The organism is Brevibacterium sp. UBA7493, from assembly GCF_002479565.1.
Taxonomy (GTDB): Bacteria; Actinomycetota; Actinomycetes; order Actinomycetales; family Brevibacteriaceae; genus Brevibacterium; species Brevibacterium luteolum.
Genome location: NZ_DLOD01000007.1, coordinates 24,129 through 46,766 on the forward strand (window position 1 = coordinate 24,129; position 22,638 = coordinate 46,766).

The window sequence follows — 22,638 nt, forward strand, 5'->3', positions numbered from 1 at the left end:
GCTGAGTTCAGCTGCGTCAGGCTGCCGACGTCTTGGCGGCGTTGACGTCGGAGGGCAGAGCCTCCTTGGCGACCTTGACGAGCGAGGCGAAGGTCGCTGCGTCGTTGACCGCGAGCTCGGCGAGCATGCGGCGGTCGACCTCGACTCCAGCGGCCTTGAGGCCCTGGATGAAGCGGTTGTAGGTCATGCCGTTGGCGCGGGCACCAGCGTTGATGCGCTGGATCCAGAGGCGACGGAAGTCGCCCTTGCGGGCCCGGCGGTCACGGTAGCTGTAGACCAGCGAGTGGATGACCTGTTCTTTGGCCTTGCGGTACAGGCGCGAACGCTGACCGCGGTAGCCGGACGCACGGTCGAGAATGACCTTGCGCTTCTTCTTGGCGTTGATCGCCCTTTTCACACGTGCCACGTGTACTCCTTATGAAATCGGTGCGCGCACAGCGGTGCGCTCGGGCAGCGAGCCCGGTGTCGTCAGGCCTTGCCCAGAAGCTTGCGAGCCTTGGCTGAGTCGCCGCCGGTCATGACCTGGTCGACGGACAGGCGGCGCTTGCGCCGCGAGGACTTGTGCTCAGCCAGGTGGCGCTTGTTCACGCGCTCACGCATGACCTTGCCGCTGCCGGTGATGCGCATGCGCTTCTTGGCACCGCTGTGGGTCTTCTGCTTCGGCATAGTGCCGTCTCCTTATCGTTCTCTAGCGCAGCCGTGCCCGAGGTGGGGGCTGGCGCTGCACGGTGTGCTTCCTGGCCGTGGGGCCGGGAGGCACCAAACTTACGCGTCGGCCTCGGTGTCGCGTTTCTCTGCCTTGGCCTGTGCTTCGCGCTCGCGGCGGGACTTCACCTCGGCGCTGGCACCCTTGGCTCCGCGGGATGCCTTGCGGGATTCCGCCTTGGCATCTGCCTTGGAGCGCACGGGTGCGATGACCATCACCATGTTGCGGCCGTCCACCCGGGGGGCGGATTCGACCGTGCCGAGATCGGAAACATCCTCAGCCAGCCGGTTGAGCAGTTTGATGCCCATCTCGGGGCGGGACTGCTCACGTCCGCGGAACATGATCATGACCTTGACCTTGTCACCGCCGTTGAGGAAGCGGGAGACATGGCCCTTCTTGGTCTCATAGTCGTGCTCATCGATCTTCAGTCGGAACCGGATCTCCTTGAGAGCCGTGTTGGCCTGGTTCTTCCGGGCCTCGCGTGCCTTCTGCGCCGATTCGTACTTGAACTTGCCGTAGTCCATGAGCTTGACCACAGGCGGCTTGGCCTGGGGCGCAACCTCTACAAGGTCGAGATCGGCTTCGCGGGCGAGGTCGAGCGCCTTGCGGATGGCGACGATTCCGACCTGTTCCCCGTTGGGTCCGACGAGACGGACCTCGGGGACCCGAATCCGATCATTGATACGCGGCTCGCTGATGTGCTCGCTCCTTCTTCAGCAGATGATGATCACAACCGCTGAAAGGGAAAAGGCCCCCTTCAGCGCATGCCAAGGGAGCCCAGACGAACGAACTGCGGGTACGACGCCGCATCGGCCAGCGAAACGCCAACCGTCATTCGAACCCGATCACCAGTGATGATCCAGGTGGGAGCTGAGCTCCACTTTGCACGAAGTCCAGTGTACTACCCGATGCGGCGAAGTGCACATCGGGCTGTGGACACAGCGTGTTACATGAGCGGCTCGCGCGCGTGGGCGTGCCGGTATATCTGTGGGAGGGCTCATGTTGGCCGGCCGGTACCCGTGTGGGAAGCTGGTGGGCATGACCGACGCATCTTCGCATTTCGAGTTCCACCCCGAGTCTGCCCATGAGCAGGCTGCCCGCGACATCGCCGAGGTGCCGGCGCTGGAGATCATCTCCTCTGCCGCACTGCACCTCATGAGTGCTGCGGCGATCAAGTGCGGGCTGAGCGAGGACACCGAGACCCAGAAGGCCGCTGACCTCATCGACCTCGATGAGGCGCGCAAGCTCATCACCTCGCTGGCCGGCCTCGTCACCGCTGCCGCTCCGGAGATCGGCAACCACCATGCTCGCCCGCTGCGCGATGGACTGCGCAGCCTGCAGCTGGCCTTCCGTGAGGCCTCGGCGATTCCCGATGCGCCCGGCCAGGGACCCGGTGAGAAGTTCACCGGCCCGGTCTCCTGAGCTTCAGTCTCCCTGCGTCTCAGCCGAACATCTCTGAGACCCGCAGCACTCCCCCGGCGTCCTCGAACTCCTGCCTGACGGCCTCGGCGAGCGCGTCGTCGAACAGGTAGTCGAGCGCGACTCCGGCCAGCCCGTAGGTGCCGTCGAGCACCCCGGTCTCGGCCGCCTCGGACGCGGCTGCCTGGGCGAACCCGCGGGTGTGCAGGGCGGTCTCAGCATCTGCGATCCGCAGCATCGGGTGGATGCCGGGGACGAGATAGCTGACATTGCCGAAGTCCGTCGACGCCGCCAGGCTGTCACTGACGACCCCGCGCGGCAGGGGTGCCCGGCCGCGCTCCTGCTGGCGGACCGACCAGCGGCCGGTGAGCGCCTGATTGGCCCGCACCGGCATGCTCGGCGGGTGCTTGTCCCAGCGCACCTCGACCCCGCAGCCGGTCATGAGCGCAGCCCCGCGGGCGATGTCCTCGACCCGCTGGGAGAGGTCCATGAGCGTCGCCGGCTCTGCGGAGCGGACGTAGATGCTCACCCGGGCAGATTCGGTGATGATCGACGGCCGGTCCCCTCCCTCGGGGATCGCAGCATGCACCCGGTCGATCGGCAGCATCTGCTGACGTACGAGCCCGATGCCCTGGTACAGCAGCGAGGCGGCGTCGAGTGCATTGCGGCCCATGAACGGCTGGGCCGAGGCGTGGGCGGCCACACCGGTGAATTCGACGTCGAGGAGGCGCCGGCCGATCCACAGCACATCGGCGGCATCGTATCCGGCCGGGTGGAGCATGATCGCAGCGTCGAGGTCCTCGAACGCCCCAGCTTGGGCCATGTACTCCTTGCCGGTGTGGCCCTCCTCGGCCGGGGTGCCGAGCAGCACCACCTGGCCGGGCAGCTCGTCCTCACGCCCGGCATAGGCGCGCGCGATGGCGAGGAACGCCCCGACGCCGGTGGCGGCGATGACATTGTGCCCGCAGGCGTGGCCGATATCGGGCAGGCCATCGTATTCGGCGCAGATGCCGATCGTGCGGCCGGTGGACGGGCCGAAGCGGGCGCACAGTGCGGTGTCAAGGCCGTAGGCGCCGCGTTCGACGTCGATGCCGGCGGCCTCGATCTGGGCGGCGATGCGGCCAGCGGAGCGATACTCCTCGAAGGCGAGCTCGGCATAGCCGTAGATGTCTGAGGCCAAGCTCAGCAGCTGCGGGGCGAGCGCGTCGACGGCGGCACGCACCTCTGCGGTCGCTTCAACCGGGGCGCCGGTGAAGGCGCTGCCCGGTGGGTTGGCGGCAGCAGCGCGGGCGGCCATATCGGCTTTGAGCAGGTTGAGGTAGGTGGGGTCGGGGACGGTCGGCTGGCTGCCGGGTGCGGGGTGCGGGCCGGGCATGGGCTGTGCTTCTCCTCTTCGTGCCATCGGGGTGTGGGGCGGCAGCGGGTCGGGCAGGCGGCTGTCATCCCAGGCTACCGAGGCGGTGGTGCGGCGGCGAGGCCACCGGCACCACCGCCCCGGGACCGGGGATCAGAGCTGGATCGGGTTGCCCGGGCCCAGCGGCAGGTCAAGGAAGAACCACAGGGCGAGCATGCCGAGCCAGGCGAGCCAGAACGGGATGACGAAGGGCAGCATGCGCGACATGAGGGTGCCGATGCCGGCGTCGGGCTGGTAGCGGCGCATGAGCCCCAGCAGCACGATCATGTACGGGTTGAGCGGGGTGATGATCTGGGTGGCGGAGTCGCCGACGCGGAAGGACGCCTGGGTGAAGGCCGGTTCGTAGCCGATGAGCGCGAACATCGGGACGAAGACGGCGGCCATGAGCGTCCACAGCGAGGATCCGGAGATGATGAGCAGGTTGAGGCAGGAGGCGAGCGCGACGAAGCCGATGATCGCCACGAAGCCGGTCAGCTCCATCGCCTCGAGTGCCGCAGCGCCCTTGACGGCGGTCCAGGAGCCGATGCCGGTCCAGTTGAACAGGGCGATGAACTGGCCGAGGATGAACGCCAACACGAGGAAGGACATCATGTCCTTGAGTGCCTGGCCCATCATCGTGACGATGTCGTTCATCTTCGTGATCGCCTTCGAGACGATGCCGTAGACGACGCCGTTGGTGAAGAAGACGATGAAGACGATGAACACGATCGAGTCGAGCAGCGGCGAAGTCGGCAGGAAGCCGCCCTCCTCGTTGCGCCACGGCGAGTTCGGGATGAGGAAGGCGAAGAGCAGCAGGGCTGCCAGCAGCACAGTCGCGATGCCGGCGGCGATGAGGGCCTTCTTCTCATTCGCGTCGAGGTAGGGCGAGAGCTCGTCGTCGCGGGCGTGGACGTTGCCGTCCTCGTCGACCTCAGTCTCCTCGCGCGGAGTCTTGGTGCGCTCGAGCTGGGGTTCGAGGATCTTGTCGATGATGAAGCCGGCGATGAGCGAGAGCACGATGGCCGAGCAGACGTTGAAGAAGTAGTTCGAGACCGGGTTGACTGCCGCGTAGTCCTGGCCGGGCAGGGATTCCATCACTGCGGTGGTGATGCCGGCGAACAGGGCGTCGAGAGAGGTCGGGAAGATCGAGGTCGAGTAGCCGGCGCCGGTGGCGGCGAAGCCGCCGAGGAGGCCTGCGACCGGGTGGCGGCCGGCGGCCTTGAAGACGAGGGCGGCCAGCGGCGGGATGATGATGAACGCCGAGTCGCCCATGACAGAGAAGCTCACGCCGACGAAGGCTACGGCGTAGGGCAGCATCCAGCGCGGGGCGGAGCCGAAGGTGATGCGCACGAGCGCGGCGAGCATGCCGGTCTTCTCAGCCACGCCGACGGCCAGCAGCAGGGGCAGCACGGTGGCCAGCGGCGGGAAGCCGACGTAGTTGGCGCCGATGTTGGCGGTGAACCACGCCATGCCCTCGCCGGTGAACAGGCCCTTGATGACGACTTCCTCATCGCTGCCGGGCAGGGAGACCTTGACTCCGGAGAGGGCCATGAAGGTCGAGATGATGCCGGTGATGACGAAGAGGCCGAGGAACAGGGTGAAGGGTTCGGGCAGTTTGTTGCCGATGCGCTCGACGGTGTCGAGGAAGCGCTGGCCGATGCCCGGCTTCTCAGGCGTCTGGGTGGACGTGGACATGGGGGCTCCTGGGGTGAGCGGGTGAGCAGCGGACTGTGTTCCCAGACACGCTAAACGAGTTCATCTGCGAAGACATGTCCGAGGCGGCATATTCCGGGCCTGCCGGCTAAAACGTCCCGGTGTATCTCACACCGTGAGAGGAAACCCGGAGACCAGGCGGATTTCACGTCCTCGACACGCAGAGTTCGGCAGACCATTTCTTGAGTCATTCCAAAAAATTGTTAGACTGAGGGCATGTCTTCACCGACACCTGCTGAGACGATCCGGGCGGCTGGCCTGCGGGTGACCGCACCGCGTCAGGCGGTCTTCGAAGTGCTCGCCGAACGGACTGATCATCCTGACGTCGAACAGATCACGACGAACACCCGGGCGCGCATCGGAAAGGTCTCCCACCAGACCGTCTACGACGTGCTCTCAGCTTTCGAGCGTGCCGATCTGGTGCGCTGCATCGATCCTGCTGGGTCGGTCGCTGCCCGCTATGAGCTGCAGCGGCACGACAATCACCATCACCTCGTGTGCCGGAAGTGCCATCACATCCAGGATGTGCCGTGCCGGACCGAAGGTGTGCCGTGCATGCACCCTGCTGAGGACTTCGGCTTCTCCGTAGAGCTGGCCGAGGTTGTCTACTGGGGCCTGTGCGATCGGTGCCAGGCAGCTGCTGCGGAGTCTGATCAGCCCGCAGCGAAGGCGTCCGTCGAGCAGTCGGCTGGCTAGAACAAGCAACCACTCCACCGCAACCCCATGTGCGTCGGCGTGCACACGCGCAGGCGCTTCACTTCAGGAGGACGTGTGACTGAGAAATTCACGACCAATGACTTCGGCATCCCGGTCGGCAGCGATGAGCACTCGCTGACCGTCGGCCCGAACGGCCCGATCCTGCTGCAGGATCACTACCTCATCGAGAAGCTCGCCCACTTCAACCGCGAGCGCGTCCCGGAACGCGTTGTGCACGCCAAGGGCGGCGGTGCCTTCGGTAAGTTCACCGTGACCAACGACGTCTCGAAGTACACCCGCGCTGCTGTCTTCCAGCCGGGCACCGAGACCGAGGTGCTCACCCGCTTCTCGACCGTTGCCGGTGAGCAGGGCTCGCCTGACACCTGGCGCGATCCCCGCGGTTTCGCCGTGAAGTTCTACACCACCGAGGGCAACCTCGACATCGTCGGCAACAACACCCCGATCTTCTTCATCCGCGACGCCATCCAGTTCCCGGACTTCATCCACTCCCAGAAGCGGATGAGCGATTCGGGTCTGCGCGATCACAACATGCAGTGGGACTTCTGGACCCAGGTTCCGGCCTCGGCCCACCAGGTCACCTACCTCATGGGCGATCGCGGCATCCCGCGGTCGTGGCGCGAGCAGAACGGCTACGGCTCCCACACCTTCCAGTGGGTCAACGCCGAGGGCGAGCGCTACTGGGTGAAGTACCACTTCAAGTCCAACCAGAAGGACGAGTTCATCCAGAAGTACGGCCACGAGGGCTTCTCGGCTGAAGAAGCCGATGAGATGGCCGGCATCGATGCAGACTTCCACCGTCGCGACCTGTTCGAGGCCATCAAGGCCGGCAACTTCCCGTCGTGGCGCCTGATGGTCCAGATCATGCCGTACGAGGATGCCAAGACCTACCGCATCAACCCGTTCGACGTCACCAAGATCTGGCCGCATGAGGACTACCCGCTGACCGAGGTCGGCGTGATGGAGCTCAACCGCAACCCGGAGGACTTCTTCTCCGAGATCGAGCAGGCTGCCTTCGCACCGTCGAACCTGGTTCCCGGCACCGGCCTGAGCCCGGACAAGATGCTCATGGGACGCATCTTCGCCTACGCCGATATCCACCGCTACCGCATCGGTGCGAACTACGCACAGCTGCCGGTCAACCGTCCGAAGGCCGCTGTCAAGCACAGCTACTCCAAGGACGGCAGCATGTCCTACGAGAACTACCCGAAGGACCGGCCGGTCTACGCGCCGAACTCCTACGGCGGCCCGCACGCCGACGCCTCCCGCACCACCGAGAACAACCTTCTCGATGTCGACGGCGACGTCATGCGCTCGGCCCCGACGCTGCGGAAGGATGACGACGACTTCTCGCAGGCAGGCGCACTCGTGCGCGAGGTGATGGACGATGCCGCCCGCGACCGCATGGTCGGCAACATCTCCGGTCACCTCCTCAACGGAGTGAGCGAAGAGATCCTCGTGCGTGCCTTCCAGTACTGGAAGAACGTCGACGCTGACCTCGGCGTTCGGGTTGAGAACGTCGTGCGTGCTGCGCAGAAGGAGAACGCCGGCACCGACGGCACCATCAACAAGCCGAGCTGATCAGCTCACCGCGCAGGCGCTGACGGCCTGCGGTGAATGACGGCGGGGCCGGTGTCCAGGAGAGATCCTGGCACCGGCCCCGCTTCGTGTGTCCCGGCAGCCGCCTCAGCTGGCCGGGGCTGACGATCGGACGTTGCTGTCGATGTGCCGGATGAGCATGTCGAGGGCGACGAGGTTGTGTCCGCCTTCGGGCACGATGAGGTCAGCACGGCGCTTGGCTGGTTCGACATAGAGCTCATGCATCGGCTTGACCGTCTTGAGGTACTGCTGTTCGACCGATTCGAGGGTGCGTCCGCGTTCGATGACATCGCGCTTGATGCGGCGCAGGATCCGCACATCGGCATCGGTGTCGACGAACAGCTTGATGTCGAGCAGGTCTGCCAACTCAGGTTCGGAGAAGATGAGGATGCCTTCGACGATGAGCACCGGTGCCGGTTCGATGCGGATGGTCTCGGCCGAGCGGTTGTGGTCGGCGAAGTTGTAGACCGGGCAGTCGACGGCCTGCCCGCTGATGAGGGTGCGCAGCTGCTCGATCATGAGCGCGGTGTCGAATGCGTCGGGAGAGTCGAAGTTCAGCGCGGCCCGCTCGTCGTAGCTGAGCCCGTCATGCTGCTTGTAGTAGTTGTCGTGATAGATGACGGAAGTCTGTCCGGCGAAGCGCTCGACGAGAGCGCGTGTCAGCGTGGTCTTGCCGCTGCCGGTGCCGCCTGCAATACCGATGGTGAATGCTCGGCTCACGATTCTTCTCCCCTGGCCTGTCCGATGATCCGTCCCAGCCTATCGGCTGCTGGGTGTGCGCTTGTGTGCCGATCAGCTCAGTTCCGGCTGGGTTCGGCTTCGGCAAGTGTGATCGCCAGCGAGTCGACGAGGCTGACGAACTCCTCGTGTGCGCTCAGCTTCTGCTGGAAGGCGGCCAGCTCCGCCTGCTCGGGCCGTCGGCTGATTTTGAGGACGAGCCGGATCTCCGGGCCGGAGACATGGACGCTGCCGCTGCCGGGCTGCACGCCGATAGCCGAGATGAAGTCGCTGCCTGCAGCTGCCGCTCCTGCGGCTTTGGCCACTCGCTGATCGGCCCACGCCGGATGCCAGTCGTGTCCTTGGACGAAGGACCACAGTGCGGTGCGGCGCAGCAGGAAAGCATGCGGGCTGCCGGGGTCGATGACCACGAGCTGGGAGTCCTCTTCGATCGCGGCGACACACAGCCGTTCACTTTCGATCGGCACCGGGCGGGCTTCATCGGCCCACCGGGTCAGGGTGGGGATGTCGGTGAATGACGGGGTGCACTCCCGGCCGTCTTCGCCGGCCAGGCGCACCATCGCCATCTCCGACTTATTGTCGTGGACGAGCCCGCGCTCGTCGACGGTGTGCTCGACCGCTGCCGGCACCACGGGCGCGTAGATGCGCACCTGCGCGAGTGCTGTGAGGACATCGCGGTGACGCTGCGGATGCAAGGGCGCGGCCGCCACCGCTTTGAGCGCACGCAGCAGGCCCTCATCGGCTTCCCCGGTGTCACCGGAGAAGGGATTGGGCTTGAGGTCGCGGCCCACCCATGGGATGCCTGCTGAGTCGGCGCTGCCTGCAATGTGCGGCGGCAGCGGACGGCTGCCCGGTTGCGGATCGGTCATCAGCGTCCTGCGACTTCGAGAGCTTCCTGGAGGGTGAACTTGCCGGCATACAGCGCCTTGCCGACGATAGCTGAATCCACGCCGAGGGGCACGAGTTCGCGGATCGCGCGCAGGTCATCGAGGCTGGAGACGCCTCCAGAGGCGACGATCGGCTTGTCCGTGCGCGAGGCGATGTCGCGCAGCAGTTCAGTGTTCGGCCCCTGCAGCGTTCCGTCCTTGTTGACGTCGGTGACGACGTAGCGGCTGCAGCCTGCTTCCTCGAGCTGGACGAGGATCTCGTAGAGGTCGCCGCCCTCCTTGGTCCAGCCGCGGGCGGCCAGGGTCGTACCGCGCACGTCGAGGCCGATGGCGATCCGGTCACCGTAGGCGGCGATGACCTCAGCCGTCCAGCTCGGGTTCTCCAGGGCCGCGGTGCCGATGTTGACGCGTTCAGCACCGGTGTCGAGGGCACGCTCGAGCGTTTCGGTGTCGCGGATACCACCGGAGAGCTCGACCTTGATCGAGACGGCCTTCGTCACCTGCTTGAGCAGCGGGTAGTTGGTGCCGCGTCCGAACGCGGCATCGAGGTCGACGAGGTGGATCCATTCGGCTCCGCCGTCCTCGAACTGCTGGGCGACCTCGACGGGGTTTCCGTAGTCAGTTTCGGTGCCGGCTTCCCCCTTGACCAGGCGCACGGCGGTGCCGTTGGAGACGTCGACTGCCGGCAGCAGTGTCAGGGCGGGTTCACTTGCGAGCTGTGACATGACCTCTTCTTTCATTTCTGTGCTGCGCTCAGCGCCTGAATCCAGTTGGCCAGCAGGGCCGTGCCTGCGTGACCGGACTTCTCGGGGTGGAACTGTGTGGCCCAGGTGGTGCCGTCTTCGACGGCGGCGATGAACGGGCGGTCCAGCGTGCACGTGGTGACGGCGGCGTCGGCCGGGGCTTCGGTGGCTGCGTAGGTGTGGACGAAGTAGAACCGTTCGTCGGCGATGCCTGCGAACATCTGGCTGCCTGGGGCCGCAGAGACTGTGTTCCAGCCCATGTGCGGCAGCACGGGGGCATCGAGGCGGGTGACGTTGCCCTCCCACAGCCCGATGCCTGCAGTGGTGAGCCCGTGTTCGGTACCCGAGGTGTAGAGGACCTGCATGCCGACGCAGATCCCGAGCATCGGGCGCTGCTGGCGGTGCCGGGTGCGGATGACCTCGACGGCACCGGCAGATTCGAGAGCGTCCATGACGGCGCCGAAGGCGCCGACGCCGGGGACGAGCAGCCCATCAGCGGCCGCGGCACGGGAGAGATCGGCGGTGAGCTGCGCAGTGGCTCCTGCGCGTTCGACTGCGCGCAGGGCGGAATGGACGTTGCCTGCGCCGTAGTCGAGAACGACGATGTCGGCGCTCATGTTCGTGCGGCTCCGAGCACTCTGCTGATGCGGTGGACGGAGATGCCGAGGGTCAGGGCAGCGATGACGACGCCGGCCCAGGCGACCATGCTGCCGTTGATGACGCCGATGAAGCTGGCGACGATGCCGACGAGTGCGAGGAAGGCGACCACCATCCACAGCAGGGCCGTGCGGGCGAGTGCCTCACGGGCCGGGGTCATCGTGGCTTTGCTGGCTTCGAGCTTGGACATCTTCGAGGTGTCGAGATGGCCGTCGATGTCGCGCGGTGCGATGGTCTCCAACAGCAGCTTCTCGACCTCGGCGGGAAGGTTCGTCAGCGCCAGTCCTGCTGGCACGTCGGCTTCACGGCTGCCGCTGCGGTAGTGCCCGGCGTCGATCTGCTCGTCGTTGCGGGCGAGCATGAGGACTTCGTGCTTGCCGGAGAGCTTCGAGATCGTCGCAGCCACGTGATTGCCCTCGGCGATGCTCGTGTCGTCGAGCACGATGGCTGAGAAGCTGCCGACCGGCACGACATCGCAGCGGATGTCGGACAGGGTGCATGCGGCGGCGAGCTGTTCGGCACGGCCGAACGGGGTGACGATGACAGTGCGGCTCACAGGGCTCCCTTTGTGCTCGGCACGGCGGTGGTGCGGGGGTCGTCTTCGAGCGCGGTTCGCAGCGCGCGTGCGAAGGCCTTGAACTGGGCCTCGGCGATGTGGTGCGGGTCCCGGCCGGCGAGCAGCCGCAGGTGCGCGGTGATGCCGGCGTGGATCGACAGCGATTCGAGGGCGTGTCCGACCATTGATCCGGTGAAGTGCCCGCCGATGAGGTGGTACTGCTGACCTTCGGGTTCGCCGGTGTGGACGAAGTAGGGGCGACCGGAGATGTCGATGACGCAGTGCGCCAGGGCTTCGTCCAGCGGCACGGCGGCGTCGCCGTAGCGGCGGATGCCGGCCTTGTCCCCCAGTGCCTCGCGCATCGCGTCGCCGATGACGATGGCGGTGTCCTCGACGGTGTGGTGGACGTCAATGTGGGTGTCGCCGGAGGCGTTGACCGTCAGGTCGCACAGCGAGTGCTTGGCCAGTGCGGTGAGCATGTGGTCGAAGAACGGCACGGTCGTCGAGATGTCAGCCTGACCGGAGCCGTCGAGGTTGATGGTGACTTCGACACTCGATTCGCTGGTGCGGCGGGTGGAGGTGGCGGTGCGGCCTGTCATAGGTTCTCCAGGGTCTCAGGGTGGGCAGCGACGATGGCACTGATGGCCTCGATGAAGGCGGTGGTCTCATCAGTGGTGCCTGCGTTGACGCGCAGGTGTCCGGGAATGCCGATATCGCGGATGAGCACGCCAACATCGAGCAGACGCTGCCACAGCAGTCTAGTGTCGGACACGCCGCCGAAGAGCACGAAGTTCGCATCGGTCTCTGCGACGTCGAAGCCGAGCTCGCTCAGCGCGGTGACCATGCGGTCGCGTTCGGTGATGAGCGCATCGACGTTGTCGAGCAGCACTGGCGTGTGTTCCAGTGCGGCGCAGGCTGCGGCCTGGGTCAGGGCCGAGAGGTGATATGGCAGGCGCACGAGGCGTAGCGCGTCGGTTACGGCCGGGTGTGCGATGGCGTATCCGAGGCGCACGCCGGCGAAGGAGAAGGCCTTGCTCATGGTGCGTGAGACGACCAGGCGCGGGTTCTCGCGCAGCAGATGCACGGCGGTCGTGTATCCGGGCCGGGCGAATTCCGCGTAGGCCTCGTCGACGATGACGATGCCGGTGCTGGCTGCCAGCACCGCTTCGATGACCTCGGCGGACAGTCCCCCGCCTGTGGGGTTGTTCGGCGTGCACAGGAACACCACGTCGGGCTGGTGCTCGCGCACGGCTGCAGCCGCAGTCTCGGCGCTGAGGGTGAAGCCCTCTCCCCGGTCGACGGCGATCCAGCGGGCTCCGGTCGACTGGGTGATGAGCGGGTGCATCGAGTAGCTCGGCACGAAGCCGAGTGCTGTGCGTCCGGGACCGCCGAACGCCTGCAGGATGTGGGACAGGACCTCGTTCGAGCCGTTGGCTGCCCACAGCCAGTCGGCAGTGAGGAAGTCAGCTGGTGTCGATCCGTCGGCCGACTGGCGACGGGAGAATTCCTGCACGTAGGTCAGCAGCAGCTCGCGCAGGCGGGTGAATTCCCGGTCGGGGTAGCGGTTGAGGCCGCTCAGCTGCGCATCAACGGCACGGCGCACGGCATCGACGACGGCCGGCGGCACCGGGTGGGAGTTCTCGTTGACGTTGAGAGCGACGTCGACGGCCAGTTGCGGCGCCCCGTAGGGCTCTTTGCCGCGCAGGTCGTCTCTGAGCGGAAGATCACTGAGCGTTGGCACCGCACCAGTCTATCGAGCGGGGACTTCGAGTTCCTGCCCGGGGTGGACGACGGATGTTTCGAGTCCGTTCATCTCGATGATCGCCTGCATCGTATCGCGCGGGTCGCCGCTGCCGGTTGCCTCGGTGGCGATGGTCCACAGTGACTGGCCCTGTTCGACGACGACGGTTTCTGCCGGGACGACCGGCTCGGCGCTGCCGATGGCCTGCTGAGGACGCACCATGAGCACCAGCAGTGCTGCTGCACCGGCGATGACGGCTGCCATCGCGATGGTGCGCAGCAGACGCAGACCCTGCTTGCCCCGCGGGGTCAGCCTCCACGTGCGGTGTTCTGCACCGGTGCGGCTCCACGCGTTCATCGCTGCTGTGCTCATGGTGTCCTCCTCAGATCCTGTCTTCCCTAGCAGGCTGTTGCGCTGAGTCTCCGGCCTGGCGGCTTCCCTCCGTCAATCCGGAGACTCGAACACATGTACTATTTAAGGACATATTCGAAGAAATGTCCAGTCCCTGCGAACATCTGTGCGAAAATGGATTCGAACGGAAGTTCGCGGGTCTGATGAAAAGACTGCCAGCAGGCACTGACATCGCTCGCTGACCAGGAACGACGCTCGATTGCACACGGGAGAAGCAATGGCCGAACAGAAGAAGAGAGGGCGGGGACGTCCCCGCAACGAGGACATCATCTCCGAGATCGAGGAGTTCCGGGCTCGCCGGGGCATCGACGCCGAGGACTCGCTCAACATGGTCGGTGCCGACGACCGGCGTCTGACTCCCCGCCAGAAGATCGTCCTGCAGACCATCGAACAGGCCGTCATCGACAACGGCTACCCGCCGAGCATGCGCGAGATCGGCAAGGCCGCCGGGCTGGCCTCGCTCTCCAGCGTGGCCCATCAGCTCGCCCAGCTTGAGCGCCTCGGCTACCTGCGCCGCGACCCGCGCCGGCCGCGCGCCATTGAGATCGTCAATCCCGCCGACGAGGCTGCCAAGGCTGTCGAAGAGGCGTTCATCGAATCGTCGAACCTGGCCCAGGTGCCGGTGCTCGGCCGCATCGCTGCCGGCGGGCCCGTGCTGGCCGAGGAATCGGTCGAGGACGTCTTCTCGCTGCCGCGCCAGGTGGTCGGCAGCGGTGAGCTGTTCCTGCTCAATGTCGTCGGCGACTCGATGATCGAAGCTGCGATCTGCGACGGCGACTGGGTCGTCGTGCGCAAGCAGCCGACTGCTGAGAACGGTGAGATCGTCGCGGCCCTCCTCGACGATGAGGCTACCGTCAAGCGGCTGCAGCGCCGTGACGGTGTGCAGTGGCTGCTGCCGGAGAACAAGGACTACGACCCCATCGACGGCACCTACGCCACGATCATGGGCATCGTCGTCGCGGTCATCCGCCGCGTCTGAACCCACCTGCAACACAGCACTGCGGCGCCTGGTCTTCGGACCGGGCGCCGCAGTCGTCTGTGCCGTATCAGCTCACTGGCAGGATCAGTCCTCGCCGCTGGGTGCCAGCCGGCTGAGCGCATCGCGGACGAGAGCCGGGTTGTCGGTGCGCCACATCGGCGGCAGGGAAGCGAGCAGGAAACCTGCGTAGCCGGCAGTGCGCAGCCGGGAGTCGAGCACGGCGACAACACCCTGGTCCTGCACGGAGCGGATGAGCCGCCCGGCTCCCTGCGCCAGGCGCAGTGCGGCATGGGTGGCGCTGACCGTCATGAACCCGTTGGCGCCGCGCTGGGCTGCGGCATGGGTGCGGGCGAGTGCGAGCGGGTCGTCTGGGCGTGGGAAGGGGATCCGGTCGATGACGACGAGCCGGCAGGTCCGCCCGGGCACGTCGACGCCCTGCCACAGCGACATGGTGCCGAACAGGCAGGTGTCGGGTTCGGCTGCGAACCGGGAGACGAGGGCTGAGAGGGTGTCCTCGCCCTGCAGGAGTATCGGCATGGGCAGGTGTTCGCGCAGCTCGGTGGCGGCCTGTTCGGCTGCGCTCTTCGAGGAGAACAGTCCGAGGGTGCCACCGCCGGAGGCTGCGACGAGTTCGCGCAGCTCCTTCAGAGTCTCCTCACTCAGCCCTCCCCTGCCGGGCCGGGGCAGGTGGCCCGCGACGTAGAGGATCCCCTGTTTGTCGTAGGAGAACGGGGAGCCGACGTCGATCGCGTCGTAGGCCGGCGCCTCGGGCCCGGCGAGTCCGAGCGAGGCGGCGACAGGTTCGAACTTCCCGCCCAGGGCCAGGGTCGCCGAGGTGGCGATGACGGTGGCTTCGGAGAAGAGCCCGTTGCGCATCGTGCCGGCCACGCTGAGCGGAGCGACGACGAGCGAGGTGGTGGTGGTCTCGCGGAAGGTGCTGCGGTTGACCCAGGAGACGTCGTTGTTGTCCGGTTCAGCCATCCGCTCGGCGAGGTCGAAGACCTCCTGCACGCGGGCACGTGCCATCTGCCGGCCGGCGTCGGCGTCCTTGGCCTCGTTTCCGTTGGTGTCCGACAGCAGCCGGCTGGCGGCATCCCGGATCTGGCGCACCGCGACGGCGAGATCCTCGGGCCAACGCACGATGAGTCCCTCGTTGGCGTGTTCGAGGGCGCGTTCGAATGCACTGGCAGCACTCGTGAGGTTCTCGATGCTCGATTCCTGCGCCGAGGTGTGCTTGCGTGCCGAGGAGGCCGCCGCGTTGAGCATCGTGACGGTCAGCGAGCCGGTCAGTGCGTTCGTCACCCGGTCGCGCAGTTCGTGGGCCTCGTCTACGATGACGGCACCGTGCTCGGGCAGGACGCTGGCTTCGCCGAAGGAGTCGATGGCCAGCAGCGCATGGTTGGTCACCACGACGTCGGCCTCGCTGGCCCGGATCTTGGCGCGCTCGGCGAAGCACTCCTCGAACATCGGGCACTTGCTGCCCAGGCAGTCGAAGGAGTTGACCGACACCTGCGCCCAGGCGCGGTCGGAGACACCGGGGGTGAGGTCGTCGCGGTCCCCGGTGTCGGTGGTCCGCTCCCAGGAGCGGATGCGCTGGATCTCCTCCCCCAGCGCGGTGATTCCCGAACCGCCGCGGTGGGCGGCACCGTCGGCGCCGAGGTCGAACAGCGTGGTGTCCCCGTCGTCGGGGTAGCCGCCGTCGAGTTTGTGCTTGCACAGGTAGTTGCGCCGTCCTTTGAGCACGGCGGCACGCGGCCGTGCGTCGAGCTCGCCCTTGATCGCCTTGACCAGGCGCGGCAGGTCGCGGTCGATGATCTGGGCCTGCAGGGCCAGGGTGGCGGTGGAGACGACGACGCGCTCACCGGTGCGCACGGCGTATTCGACGGCCGGGACGAGGTAGGCCAGCGACTTGCCGGTGCCGGTGCCGGCTTGGACGAGGAGGTGGGAGCCGTTGTCGAGTGCGGCTCCGACTGCCTCGGCCATGTCCTGCTGTCCGCGGCGCGGTGATCCGCCCAGTGCTGAGACCGCGGTCTCCAGCAGCGGCGGAATCCGGCTCATGCGCGGTGGCCGGCGGCGGCTCCCGCCCCGGCTTCGGACTCAGCTCCGGTGTCGGTGTCTGCCGGGAGGTGCTCCTGGCCGGCGAACATGTCCGGCTTGCGGAACTCCTCCAAGGCTGCGAGCAGGTCGGCGTCGACCTTCGCCTGCACAGCGGTGCCTTCCGGCAGGTGCTTTTCGACGAGCACGGTGCCCTCGTCGTGGATGCGGGAGACGAGGTCGCCGCGGTCATACGGGATCAGCACCGTCACCTCGTGATCAGGTGCCGGCAGCAGCTCGGCCAGCCGCTCGCGCAGCTCACCGATCCCCTCGCCGGTCGCTGCGGAGACGGCGACGGCCTCCGGATAGCGGGCGAGCAGGCCGGTGAGCACTTCCGGGTCGGCCAGATCCGACTTGTTGAACACGATGAGCTCGGCGATGTCATCGGTGTCGGCCTCGGCGAGCACCTCGCGCACGGCTGCCAGCTGCCCGTGCGGGTCCGGGTGAGCGGCGTCAACGACGTGCATGAGCACATCAGCGAACGTCGCCTCCTCCAGTGTGGAGCGGAAGGCTTCGACGAGCTGATGCGGCAGATTGCGCACGAACCCGACGGTGTCGGTGAACGTGAACTCGCGGCCGTCCTCGGTCGTCGCCTGCCGCACCGTGGGGTCCAGGGTGGCGAAGAGCTCGTTGCGGACCATGACATCGGCGTCGGTGAGCCGGTTGAGCAGGGAGGACTTCCCGGCGTTGGTGTAGCCGACGATCGCTACGGCCGGCACCTGGTGGCGCTGCCGGTTGGCGCGCTTCGTCTCCCGTGCCGGGGTCATATCGGCGATCTGGCGGCGCAGCTTGGCCATCCGGGTGCGGATGCGGCGGCGGTCGAGTTCGATCTTCGTCTCACCGGGACCGCGGGAGCCGATGCCCTCACCGCCGGCGACCCGGCCACCGGCCTGACGGGACATCGACTCGCCCCAGCCGCGCAGGCGCGGCAGCAGGTATTCGAGCTGGGCGAGTTCGACCTGGGCTTTGCCTTCGCGGCTCTTGGCGTGCTGGGCGAAGATGTCGAGGATGAGCGCGACCCGGTCGATGACCTTGACCTTGATGACATCCTCCAGCCCGCGCCGCTGGCTAGGCGCCAGCTCGGTGTCGACGATGACGGTGTCAGCGCCGACGGCGGCGACGATGTCGGCCAGTTCCTGGGCTTTGCCGCGTCCCAGGTAGGTGCCCGGGTCCGGGTGGTCGCGGCGCTGCAGCACACCGTCGAGCACGGTCGAGCCGGCCGTCTCGGCAAGCGAGGCGAGCTCACGCAGCGATTCCTCCGCCTCGGCGGCGGTCCCGCGCGTCCAGATGCCGGCGAGCACGACCTTCTCTAGGCGCAGCTGCCGGTATTCGACCTCGGTGACGTCTTCGAGTTCGGTTGAGAGTCCAGAGACCCGGCGCAGCGCCTCGCGCTCGAGAGCATCGAACTGGCTGTCGTCCTGGTGGACGCGGTCCTCGTCGGTCAGTGCAGAGCCGCCGCGGGAGAGGATCCGGTCGATCATCGCATCTTCGCGACTGCGCTCGGTCTCTGCTGGCTGGCCGGTTCCGACGGCAGGGGTGGTCTCGTCTGCGGGGTGACGGCGATGGGTATCGCTTGGCATCGTCCTCATTTCTTCTCTGACGGTCTTCTATTGTCCCACACGGCAGCGACGTCTGCGGCCTGCGCGCCCCGTAGGATGGTGGCGATGAATGAGCACTACTTCTCCGCCCAGCCGGCCAGCGACGCGCAGCTGCGCACCATCGATGTGCGCTTGGCCGGCCGCGACCTGAGCGTCGCGACGGCTGCCGGGGTCTTCTCCCCCGGTCATCTCGACACCGGCACGCGTGTGCTGCTCGACGAGATCCCCGATCCGCCTGACGGCGATGTGCTCGATCTGGGCTGCGGCTGGGGGCCGGTCGCCATCCACACTGCCCTCACCGGCGCTGCTGCCGGCACGCACCCGCGCATCTGGGCGCTCGACGTCAATGAGCGCGCCCTCGACCTCGTCCGCCGCAATGCCGCCGACCTGGGGCTGGGCTCGATTCGTGCGGTCACCGCTGAGGAGATCCAGCCTGAGGTGCGGTTCGCTGCGATCTATTCGAATCCGCCGATCCGGGTCGGCAAGGCGGTGCTGCACGAGCTGCTGCTCACGTGGCTGCCCCGCCTAGCCGTCGGCGGTGAGGCGTGGCTCGTGGTGGCCAAGAAGCTCGGTGCCGATTCGCTGCTCACCTGGCTGCGCGGCGAGCTCGGCGATGCGTATGCCGTGGAGCGGACGACGACGTCGAAGGGCTTCCGGATCCTGCGGATCGAGCGTCTGGCCGACTGAGCGGCCGGCTGGTCGGTCGGCCGTTCCCGAGGCGGTTCAGAGCAGCCGGCGCATGCGCGCCTTGAGCTGTTCGGACAGTTCGATCGCGGCGGTGAGTTCAGCCGGTCCGGTCAGGCTGACCTGGTGGCCGTTGACGTCGATGCGCACAGTGCCGCCAGGCTGATCGACCAGCCATTGGATCGGGCCCTGGGCTCCAGCCCAGTGGTGGGCTGCCAGGGCGGCTGCGCATGCTCCGGTGCCGCAGGCCTGGGTTTCACCGACGCCGCGTTCGAACACGCGCATGCGCAGGCTGCCGGTTGTCGGGTCGCCATCGCCGTCCGGTTCGATGACGATGTATTCGATGTTGGCCCCGGCCGGCGGGTCGGGGTTGAGCTGCGGGGCTGAGGTGAGTTCGGCTGCGGCGAGCTCCTCGGCTGAGGCGAGCGCGACGACGGTGTGCGGGTTGCCCATATCGACGTCTAGGCCCGGCCGGGCGACGTCGATGCCGCGGGTGAGCACCAGCGTGTCCGCGCCTCCATTACCGGAGCCGGGCAGCTGCCACCGGCCCATGTCGACGCGGTACCAGACGTCGGTTTCGCCTGTCGGATCCGGTTCGATCGTCACAGTCTTGACGCCGGCGCGGGTGCCGACCGGCAGTGTCTGGGGGTCGGCGGCGAGATCGTAGCTGCGCAGGTAGTGGGCGAAGGCGCGCACGCCGTTGCCGCACATCTCGGCGATGGAGCCGTCGGCGTTGCGGTAGTCCATGAACCATTCGGCTCCGGCCTCAGCAGCCGTGACCGCTTCGGGGATGCCGGCTGACGTGCAGCGGATGACGCGGATGAGGCCGTCGGCGCCGATGCCGGTGTGCCGGTTGCACAGGAGTGCGACCTGGTCGGCATTGAGGTCCTGTTCGCCGGCGGGATCATAGAGGAACACGAAGTCATTGGCGGTGCCATGCCCGGTCAACAGGGCCGGCGGTGCGGCAGTGTGGTCTGCGGCGTGGGCGTCGGTCATCGGCGTGGCTCCCTTTCAGCCGGCGGCGTCTCGGCACCGTGAGCATAGCACTGCCGGTGCAGCGCTTCGGCCTTCTCAACCAGCTCGGGATAGGTGGCGTCGAGCCACTGGATGCGCTCATCGCGGCGGAACCAGGTCAGCTGACGTTTGGCGAACTGCCGCGTGCGGATGATCGTCGACTCGACTGCCGCCTCGGCGCTCATCCTGCCGTCGAGGTAGTCGATGATCTGGGCGTAGCCGATCGCCTGGGAGGCGGTGCGGCCCTCCCGCAGTCCCGCATCGAGCAGGCGGGTGACCTCGTCGACCCATCCGGCTTCCCACATCCTCTCCACGCGGGCGGCGATGCGTTCGTTGAGCACGGACCGGTCTTCGGCCAAGCCGATCTGCACGGTCGGCATGGCGTATGCGTAGCGGGGCAGGTGGGCGGTGAAGGGCTGGCCGGTCAGTTCGATGACCTCCAGGGCGCGGACGATCCGCCGGGTGTCACCGGTGGTGATCTTCGCTGCGGCGGCTGGGTCAAGTGCGGCGAGCCTGTCGTGCAGGCCTGCCGGACCGTGTGTAACGGCTTCGTCTTCGAGTCGCGCGCGAAGAGCCGGGTCGGTGCCGGGGAAGGTCATGACATCGGTGGCCGCACGCACGTACAGTCCGGAACCGCCGACGAGGATCGGCACCAGATTACGTGCCTGCAGGTCGGCGATGATCCCCCGGGCGCGGGTCTGGAAGTCTGCGACGGAGGCGTCTTCGGTGACGTCGAGGATGTCGATGAGGTGGTGTTCGATACCGCCGCGCTCAGCGACGGGCAGCTTGGCTGTGCCGATGTCCATGCCGCGGTAGAACTGCATCGCATCAGCGTTGATGATCTCCCCGCCAAGCTTCTGGGCGAGTGCGACAGCGAGGTCGGATTTGCCGGTGGCGGTGGCGCCGACGATGTTGATGACCGGCGTGACGGGCTGGGCCGTGCGGTCGGCGGGGCTCATCTCAGCTGCGGGTGCGGATCGTCGGCATGCCCAGCGAGGTCGGTCCGGCCGGCCCTGCTGCCGGGCCGGCGGTTGCACCGCAGCTGTCTGCCTGGCTGCGGTCCCAGGCGTCTCCGGAGCGGGTGCGGCGGATCGTGTAGGCGGCATCGGCGATGAGGAAGTACGGCTTGGCCTCGGTCACCGTTGTCGAGACGACGTCACCGGGGCGGACGTCCTGGGCTGCGGGGTCGATGCGCACGTGGACGAGCCGGTTGTCTTCGGCACGGCCGGTCATCCGGCCGTGCTCGGCATCGCCGGTTTTGGTGACGAGCACGTTGACGTCGGTGCCGATGAGCTTGCGGTTCTCGTCCCAGGCGATTTCGTCCTGGAGGGCGACGAGGCGTTCGAAGCGCTCCTGGACGACCTCCTTGGGCACCTGGTTGTCCATCGTCGCTGCCGGTGTACCGGGCCGGATCGAGTACTGGAAGGTGAAGGCCTGGCTGAAGCGAGCGCGGCGCACGACGTCCATCGTGGCCTGGAAGTCCTCTTCGGTCTCTCCGGGGAAGCCGACGATGATGTCGGTGGTGATGGCGGCGTGCGGGATCGCGTCGCGGACCTTGTCGAGGATGTTGAGGAACCGGCTGGTCCGGTAGGACCGGCGCATCGCTTTGAGGATGCGGTCGGAGCCGGACTGCAGCGGCATGTGCAGCTGCGGCATGACGGCTGGGGTCTCGGCCATGGCGGCGATGACGTCGTCGGAGAACGCTGCCGGGTGGGGGCTGGTGAAGCGGACCCGTTCGATGCCCTCCACGGCGCCGACGGCGCGCAGCAATTTGGCGAAGGCTCCGCGGTCGCGGAACTCAACGCCGTAGGAGTTGACGTTCTGGCCCAGCAGGGTCACCTCGGTGATGCCGTCTGCTGCGAGTGCTTCGACTTCGGCGAGGATGTCGCCGGGACGGCGGTCCTTCTCCTTGCCGCGCAGTGCCGGGACGATGCAGAAGGTGCAGGTGTTGTTGCAGCCGACCGAGATCGACACCCAGCCCGAATGCGTCGATTCGCGGGTTGTCGGCAGAGTTGAGGGGAAGACGTCAAGGCTTTCGAGGATCTCGACCTGAGCTTCCTTGTTGTGCCGTGCCCGGTCGAGCAGAGCCGGCAGTGAACCCATGTTGTGGGTGCCGAAGACGACATCGACCCACGGGGCGCGCTTGACGATGGTGTCGCGGTCCTTCTGGGCCATGCACCCGCCGACGGCGATCTGCAGATCCGGGCGCTGTTCCTTGACCTGGGCGAGCCGGCCGAGGTTTCCGTAGAGGCGGTTGTCGGCGTTCTCGCGCACAGCACAGGTGTTGAAGACGACGATGTCGGCCTGGTCGCCGGCATCGGCACGGACGTATCCGGCGTCGTCGAGGAGACCGGAGAGCCGTTCGGAATCGTGCACGTTCATCTGGCACCCATAGGTCTTGACCTCATAGGTGCGGGTGCGGTTGCCGGCTTCCGGTTCAGTCAGTGCGATTGCCTCAGTCATCGGCAGACATTCTAGCGTGTGCGCACAAGCCGGTACGCCTCGCTGTCGGTCCTCTGGCTGATAGCCTGCCCGTGCATCCCCGATACAGAAGGAGCGACGGTCACGTCACCTGCGGCCCTAACTGATTTCTGCCCTGCCACCCGTGTGCGAGAGCAGGGTCAATCATGACCGACCTCATCGCCGCGCTCACCACAGGTCTCTCCCTGGCCCTCGCCGGGGTGATCGTCGTCGCTGTCGCCTACCGAGGGCAGCGGGGAACCCTTCGGCGCAATCTATGGGTGGGCCTGCGGACAGCGACGCTGATGGAGTCCGACGAGGCGTGGACGACTGGGCATCGGCAGCAGCACGGTATATGTATGTGGCCGGTGCCGGGCTCATCGTCGCTGGCGTGGCGAGCGTGTTCCTCACCGAGGCAGCGTTGGCGATCGTCGCTCTTGCCGGCTGCGTGTGGGTGCTGGCGTGGGTGCTCATCGCCTCACGCGTTGCTACCACAGCAGCAGCACGCGAATAGACCCTGCTTGGCCTGAGT

Annotated in this window: 24 protein-coding genes; 6 read left to right on the forward strand and 18 right to left on the reverse strand. The window is 66.9% G+C overall.

Features of this window, described 5'->3' with window-relative positions; all coding sequences use genetic code 11:
- Nucleotides 1-16 precede the first annotated feature (16 nt).
- The 3 genes from rplT to infC form a co-directional block, all read right to left on the reverse strand.
- Nucleotides 17-406, reverse strand: a complete 390-nt coding sequence (gene rplT, locus B4E96_RS04775; protein WP_102162653.1) for a 50S ribosomal protein L20 — start codon at nucleotides 404-406, stop codon at nucleotides 17-19.
- 62 nt (nucleotides 407-468) lie between these two features.
- Nucleotides 469-666, reverse strand: coding sequence for a 50S ribosomal protein L35 (gene rpmI / locus B4E96_RS04780; protein ID WP_286956593.1), 198 nt, complete (start codon nucleotides 664-666; stop codon nucleotides 469-471).
- Between the two features lie 99 nt (nucleotides 667-765).
- Nucleotides 766-1,404 (reverse strand): translation initiation factor IF-3, encoded by a 639-nt coding sequence (gene infC / locus B4E96_RS04785; protein WP_165884732.1) that lies wholly within the window; start codon nucleotides 1,402-1,404, stop codon nucleotides 766-768.
- A gap of 340 nt (nucleotides 1,405-1,744) precedes the next feature.
- Between infC and B4E96_RS04790 the strand changes: the two genes are divergently transcribed.
- Nucleotides 1,745-2,128 (forward strand): DUF1844 domain-containing protein, encoded by a 384-nt coding sequence (locus tag B4E96_RS04790; RefSeq protein ID WP_259828610.1) that lies wholly within the window; start codon nucleotides 1,745-1,747, stop codon nucleotides 2,126-2,128.
- A 19-nt stretch (nucleotides 2,129-2,147) separates the two neighbouring features.
- On the opposite strand, the gene B4E96_RS04795 is transcribed toward B4E96_RS04790, so the two are convergent.
- Both B4E96_RS04795 and B4E96_RS04800 read right to left on the reverse strand, forming a co-directional pair.
- Complete coding sequence (locus B4E96_RS04795) at nucleotides 2,148-3,500, reverse strand: M20 family metallopeptidase (protein WP_286956594.1); 1,353 nt, start codon at nucleotides 3,498-3,500, stop codon at nucleotides 2,148-2,150.
- A 132-nt stretch (nucleotides 3,501-3,632) separates the two neighbouring features.
- Complete coding sequence (locus tag B4E96_RS04800; protein WP_286956596.1) at nucleotides 3,633-5,213, reverse strand: AbgT family transporter; 1,581 nt, start codon at nucleotides 5,211-5,213, stop codon at nucleotides 3,633-3,635.
- 234 nt (nucleotides 5,214-5,447) lie between these two features.
- On the opposite strand from B4E96_RS04800, the gene B4E96_RS04805 reads away from it, so the two are divergent.
- The gene (locus B4E96_RS04805; protein WP_102162647.1) at nucleotides 5,448-5,927 is read left to right on the forward strand and encodes a Fur family transcriptional regulator; all 480 of its coding nucleotides are present in this window, start codon (nucleotides 5,448-5,450) and stop codon (nucleotides 5,925-5,927) included.
- A 75-nt stretch (nucleotides 5,928-6,002) separates the two neighbouring features.
- Nucleotides 6,003-7,526: a catalase gene (locus B4E96_RS04810; RefSeq protein WP_286956598.1), complete on the forward strand. Its 1,524-nt coding sequence runs from the start codon at nucleotides 6,003-6,005 to the stop codon at nucleotides 7,524-7,526.
- A gap of 105 nt (nucleotides 7,527-7,631) precedes the next feature.
- Here B4E96_RS04810 and udk read toward each other — a convergent pair whose 3' ends face one another.
- The 8 genes from udk to B4E96_RS04850 form a co-directional block, all read right to left on the reverse strand.
- Nucleotides 7,632-8,264, reverse strand: a complete 633-nt coding sequence (udk, locus tag B4E96_RS04815) for a uridine kinase (RefSeq protein WP_286956600.1) — start codon at nucleotides 8,262-8,264, stop codon at nucleotides 7,632-7,634.
- A 77-nt stretch (nucleotides 8,265-8,341) separates the two neighbouring features.
- On the reverse strand, nucleotides 8,342-9,151 hold the full coding sequence (locus B4E96_RS04820; RefSeq protein WP_286956601.1) for an SseB family protein: 810 nt from the start codon (nucleotides 9,149-9,151) through the stop codon (nucleotides 8,342-8,344).
- Nucleotides 9,151-9,894 carry a bifunctional 1-(5-phosphoribosyl)-5-((5-phosphoribosylamino)methylideneamino)imidazole-4-carboxamide isomerase/phosphoribosylanthranilate isomerase PriA gene (priA, locus tag B4E96_RS04825; RefSeq protein ID WP_102162643.1) on the reverse strand — a complete coding sequence of 248 codons (744 nt, stop codon included), beginning with the start codon at nucleotides 9,892-9,894 and terminating at the stop codon, nucleotides 9,151-9,153. The genes B4E96_RS04820 and priA overlap by 1 nt, the downstream gene beginning before the upstream one ends.
- Nucleotides 9,895-9,905: 11 nt before the next feature.
- Entirely contained in the window at nucleotides 9,906-10,529 is a 624-nt protein-coding gene (gene hisH / locus B4E96_RS04830; protein WP_286956602.1) for an imidazole glycerol phosphate synthase subunit HisH, read from the reverse strand.
- On the reverse strand, nucleotides 10,526-11,125 hold the full coding sequence (locus B4E96_RS04835; protein ID WP_102162641.1) for a hypothetical protein: 600 nt from the start codon (nucleotides 11,123-11,125) through the stop codon (nucleotides 10,526-10,528). The genes hisH and B4E96_RS04835 overlap by 4 nt, the downstream gene beginning before the upstream one ends.
- Nucleotides 11,122-11,724 (reverse strand): imidazoleglycerol-phosphate dehydratase HisB, encoded by a 603-nt coding sequence (hisB, locus tag B4E96_RS04840; RefSeq protein ID WP_259844672.1) that lies wholly within the window; start codon nucleotides 11,722-11,724, stop codon nucleotides 11,122-11,124. The genes B4E96_RS04835 and hisB overlap by 4 nt, the downstream gene beginning before the upstream one ends.
- Nucleotides 11,721-12,866: a histidinol-phosphate transaminase gene (locus tag B4E96_RS04845; RefSeq protein WP_286956603.1), complete on the reverse strand. Its 1,146-nt coding sequence runs from the start codon at nucleotides 12,864-12,866 to the stop codon at nucleotides 11,721-11,723. The genes hisB and B4E96_RS04845 overlap by 4 nt, the downstream gene beginning before the upstream one ends.
- 9 nt (nucleotides 12,867-12,875) lie before the next feature.
- Nucleotides 12,876-13,238, reverse strand: coding sequence for a LysM peptidoglycan-binding domain-containing protein (locus B4E96_RS04850; protein ID WP_165882608.1), 363 nt, complete (start codon nucleotides 13,236-13,238; stop codon nucleotides 12,876-12,878).
- A 367-nt stretch (nucleotides 13,239-13,605) separates the two neighbouring features.
- On the opposite strand from B4E96_RS04850, the gene lexA reads away from it, so the two are divergent.
- Nucleotides 13,606-14,256, forward strand: a complete 651-nt coding sequence (lexA, locus tag B4E96_RS04855) for a transcriptional repressor LexA (RefSeq protein ID WP_225210908.1) — start codon at nucleotides 13,606-13,608, stop codon at nucleotides 14,254-14,256.
- 84 nt (nucleotides 14,257-14,340) lie between these two features.
- Here the strand turns inward: lexA and B4E96_RS04860 are convergent, their stop codons facing one another.
- Entirely contained in the window at nucleotides 14,341-16,314 is a 1,974-nt protein-coding gene (locus tag B4E96_RS04860) for an ATP-dependent DNA helicase (RefSeq protein ID WP_286956604.1), read from the reverse strand.
- Nucleotides 16,311-17,930 carry a GTPase HflX gene (gene hflX / locus B4E96_RS04865; protein WP_414632672.1) on the reverse strand — a complete coding sequence of 540 codons (1,620 nt, stop codon included), beginning with the start codon at nucleotides 17,928-17,930 and terminating at the stop codon, nucleotides 16,311-16,313. The genes B4E96_RS04860 and hflX overlap by 4 nt, the downstream gene beginning before the upstream one ends.
- Nucleotides 17,931-18,014: 84 nt before the next feature.
- Here hflX and B4E96_RS04870 point away from each other — a divergent pair, with 84 nt between their 5' ends.
- Nucleotides 18,015-18,635 (forward strand): class I SAM-dependent methyltransferase, encoded by a 621-nt coding sequence (locus B4E96_RS04870; protein WP_259797834.1) that lies wholly within the window; start codon nucleotides 18,015-18,017, stop codon nucleotides 18,633-18,635.
- A gap of 36 nt (nucleotides 18,636-18,671) precedes the next feature.
- On the opposite strand, the gene dapF is transcribed toward B4E96_RS04870, so the two are convergent.
- The 3 genes from dapF to miaB are packed head-to-tail and all read right to left on the reverse strand — an operon-like array spanning nucleotide 18,672 to nucleotide 22,109.
- Complete coding sequence (gene dapF / locus B4E96_RS04875; RefSeq protein ID WP_259797836.1) at nucleotides 18,672-19,628, reverse strand: diaminopimelate epimerase; 957 nt, start codon at nucleotides 19,626-19,628, stop codon at nucleotides 18,672-18,674.
- A complete protein-coding gene (miaA, locus tag B4E96_RS04880) occupies nucleotides 19,625-20,605 on the reverse strand; it encodes a tRNA (adenosine(37)-N6)-dimethylallyltransferase MiaA (RefSeq protein ID WP_259797837.1) in 981 nt (326 codons plus the stop codon). The genes dapF and miaA overlap by 4 nt, the downstream gene beginning before the upstream one ends.
- Nucleotide 20,606: 1 nt before the next feature.
- Nucleotides 20,607-22,109: a tRNA (N6-isopentenyl adenosine(37)-C2)-methylthiotransferase MiaB gene (gene miaB / locus B4E96_RS04885; RefSeq protein ID WP_217007524.1), complete on the reverse strand. Its 1,503-nt coding sequence runs from the start codon at nucleotides 22,107-22,109 to the stop codon at nucleotides 20,607-20,609.
- Between the two features lie 319 nt (nucleotides 22,110-22,428).
- Here miaB and B4E96_RS04890 point away from each other — a divergent pair, with 319 nt between their 5' ends.
- Entirely contained in the window at nucleotides 22,429-22,620 is a 192-nt protein-coding gene (locus B4E96_RS04890; protein WP_259797839.1) for a hypothetical protein, read from the forward strand.
- Nucleotides 22,621-22,638: the final 18 nt, after the last annotated feature.

Bases quoted from the DNA above. Each gene is read 5' to 3' on its own strand.
- rpmI (WP_286956593.1), bottom strand. From the start codon at position 666: ATGCCGAAGCAGAAGACCCACAGCGGTGCCAAGAAGCGCATGCGCATC.
- B4E96_RS04790 (WP_259828610.1), top strand. From the start codon at position 1,745: ATGACCGACGCATCTTCGCATTTCGAGTTCCACCCCGAGTCTGCCCAT.
- B4E96_RS04795 (WP_286956594.1), bottom strand. From the start codon at position 3,500: ATGCCCGGCCCGCACCCCGCACCCGGCAGCCAGCCGACCGTCCCCGAC.
- B4E96_RS04800 (WP_286956596.1), bottom strand. From the start codon at position 5,213: ATGTCCACGTCCACCCAGACGCCTGAGAAGCCGGGCATCGGCCAGCGC.
- B4E96_RS04805 (WP_102162647.1), top strand. From the start codon at position 5,448: ATGTCTTCACCGACACCTGCTGAGACGATCCGGGCGGCTGGCCTGCGG.
- B4E96_RS04820 (WP_286956601.1), bottom strand. From the start codon at position 9,151: ATGACCGATCCGCAACCGGGCAGCCGTCCGCTGCCGCCGCACATTGCA.
- priA (WP_102162643.1), bottom strand. From the start codon at position 9,894: ATGTCACAGCTCGCAAGTGAACCCGCCCTGACACTGCTGCCGGCAGTC.
- hisH (WP_286956602.1), bottom strand. From the start codon at position 10,529: ATGAGCGCCGACATCGTCGTTCTCGACTACGGCGCAGGCAACGTCCAT.
- hisB (WP_259844672.1), bottom strand. From the start codon at position 11,724: ATGACAGGCCGCACCGCCACCTCCACCCGCCGCACCAGCGAATCGAGT.
- B4E96_RS04850 (WP_165882608.1), bottom strand. From the start codon at position 13,238: ATGAGCACAGCAGCGATGAACGCGTGGAGCCGCACCGGTGCAGAACAC.
- lexA (WP_225210908.1), top strand. From the start codon at position 13,606: ATGGTCGGTGCCGACGACCGGCGTCTGACTCCCCGCCAGAAGATCGTC.
- B4E96_RS04860 (WP_286956604.1), bottom strand. From the start codon at position 16,314: ATGAGCCGGATTCCGCCGCTGCTGGAGACCGCGGTCTCAGCACTGGGC.
- hflX (WP_414632672.1), bottom strand. From the start codon at position 17,930: ATGCCAAGCGATACCCATCGCCGTCACCCCGCAGACGAGACCACCCCT.
- B4E96_RS04870 (WP_259797834.1), top strand. From the start codon at position 18,015: ATGAATGAGCACTACTTCTCCGCCCAGCCGGCCAGCGACGCGCAGCTG.
- dapF (WP_259797836.1), bottom strand. From the start codon at position 19,628: ATGACCGACGCCCACGCCGCAGACCACACTGCCGCACCGCCGGCCCTG.
- miaA (WP_259797837.1), bottom strand. From the start codon at position 20,605: ATGAGCCCCGCCGACCGCACGGCCCAGCCCGTCACGCCGGTCATCAAC.
- miaB (WP_217007524.1), bottom strand. From the start codon at position 22,109: ATGACTGAGGCAATCGCACTGACTGAACCGGAAGCCGGCAACCGCACC.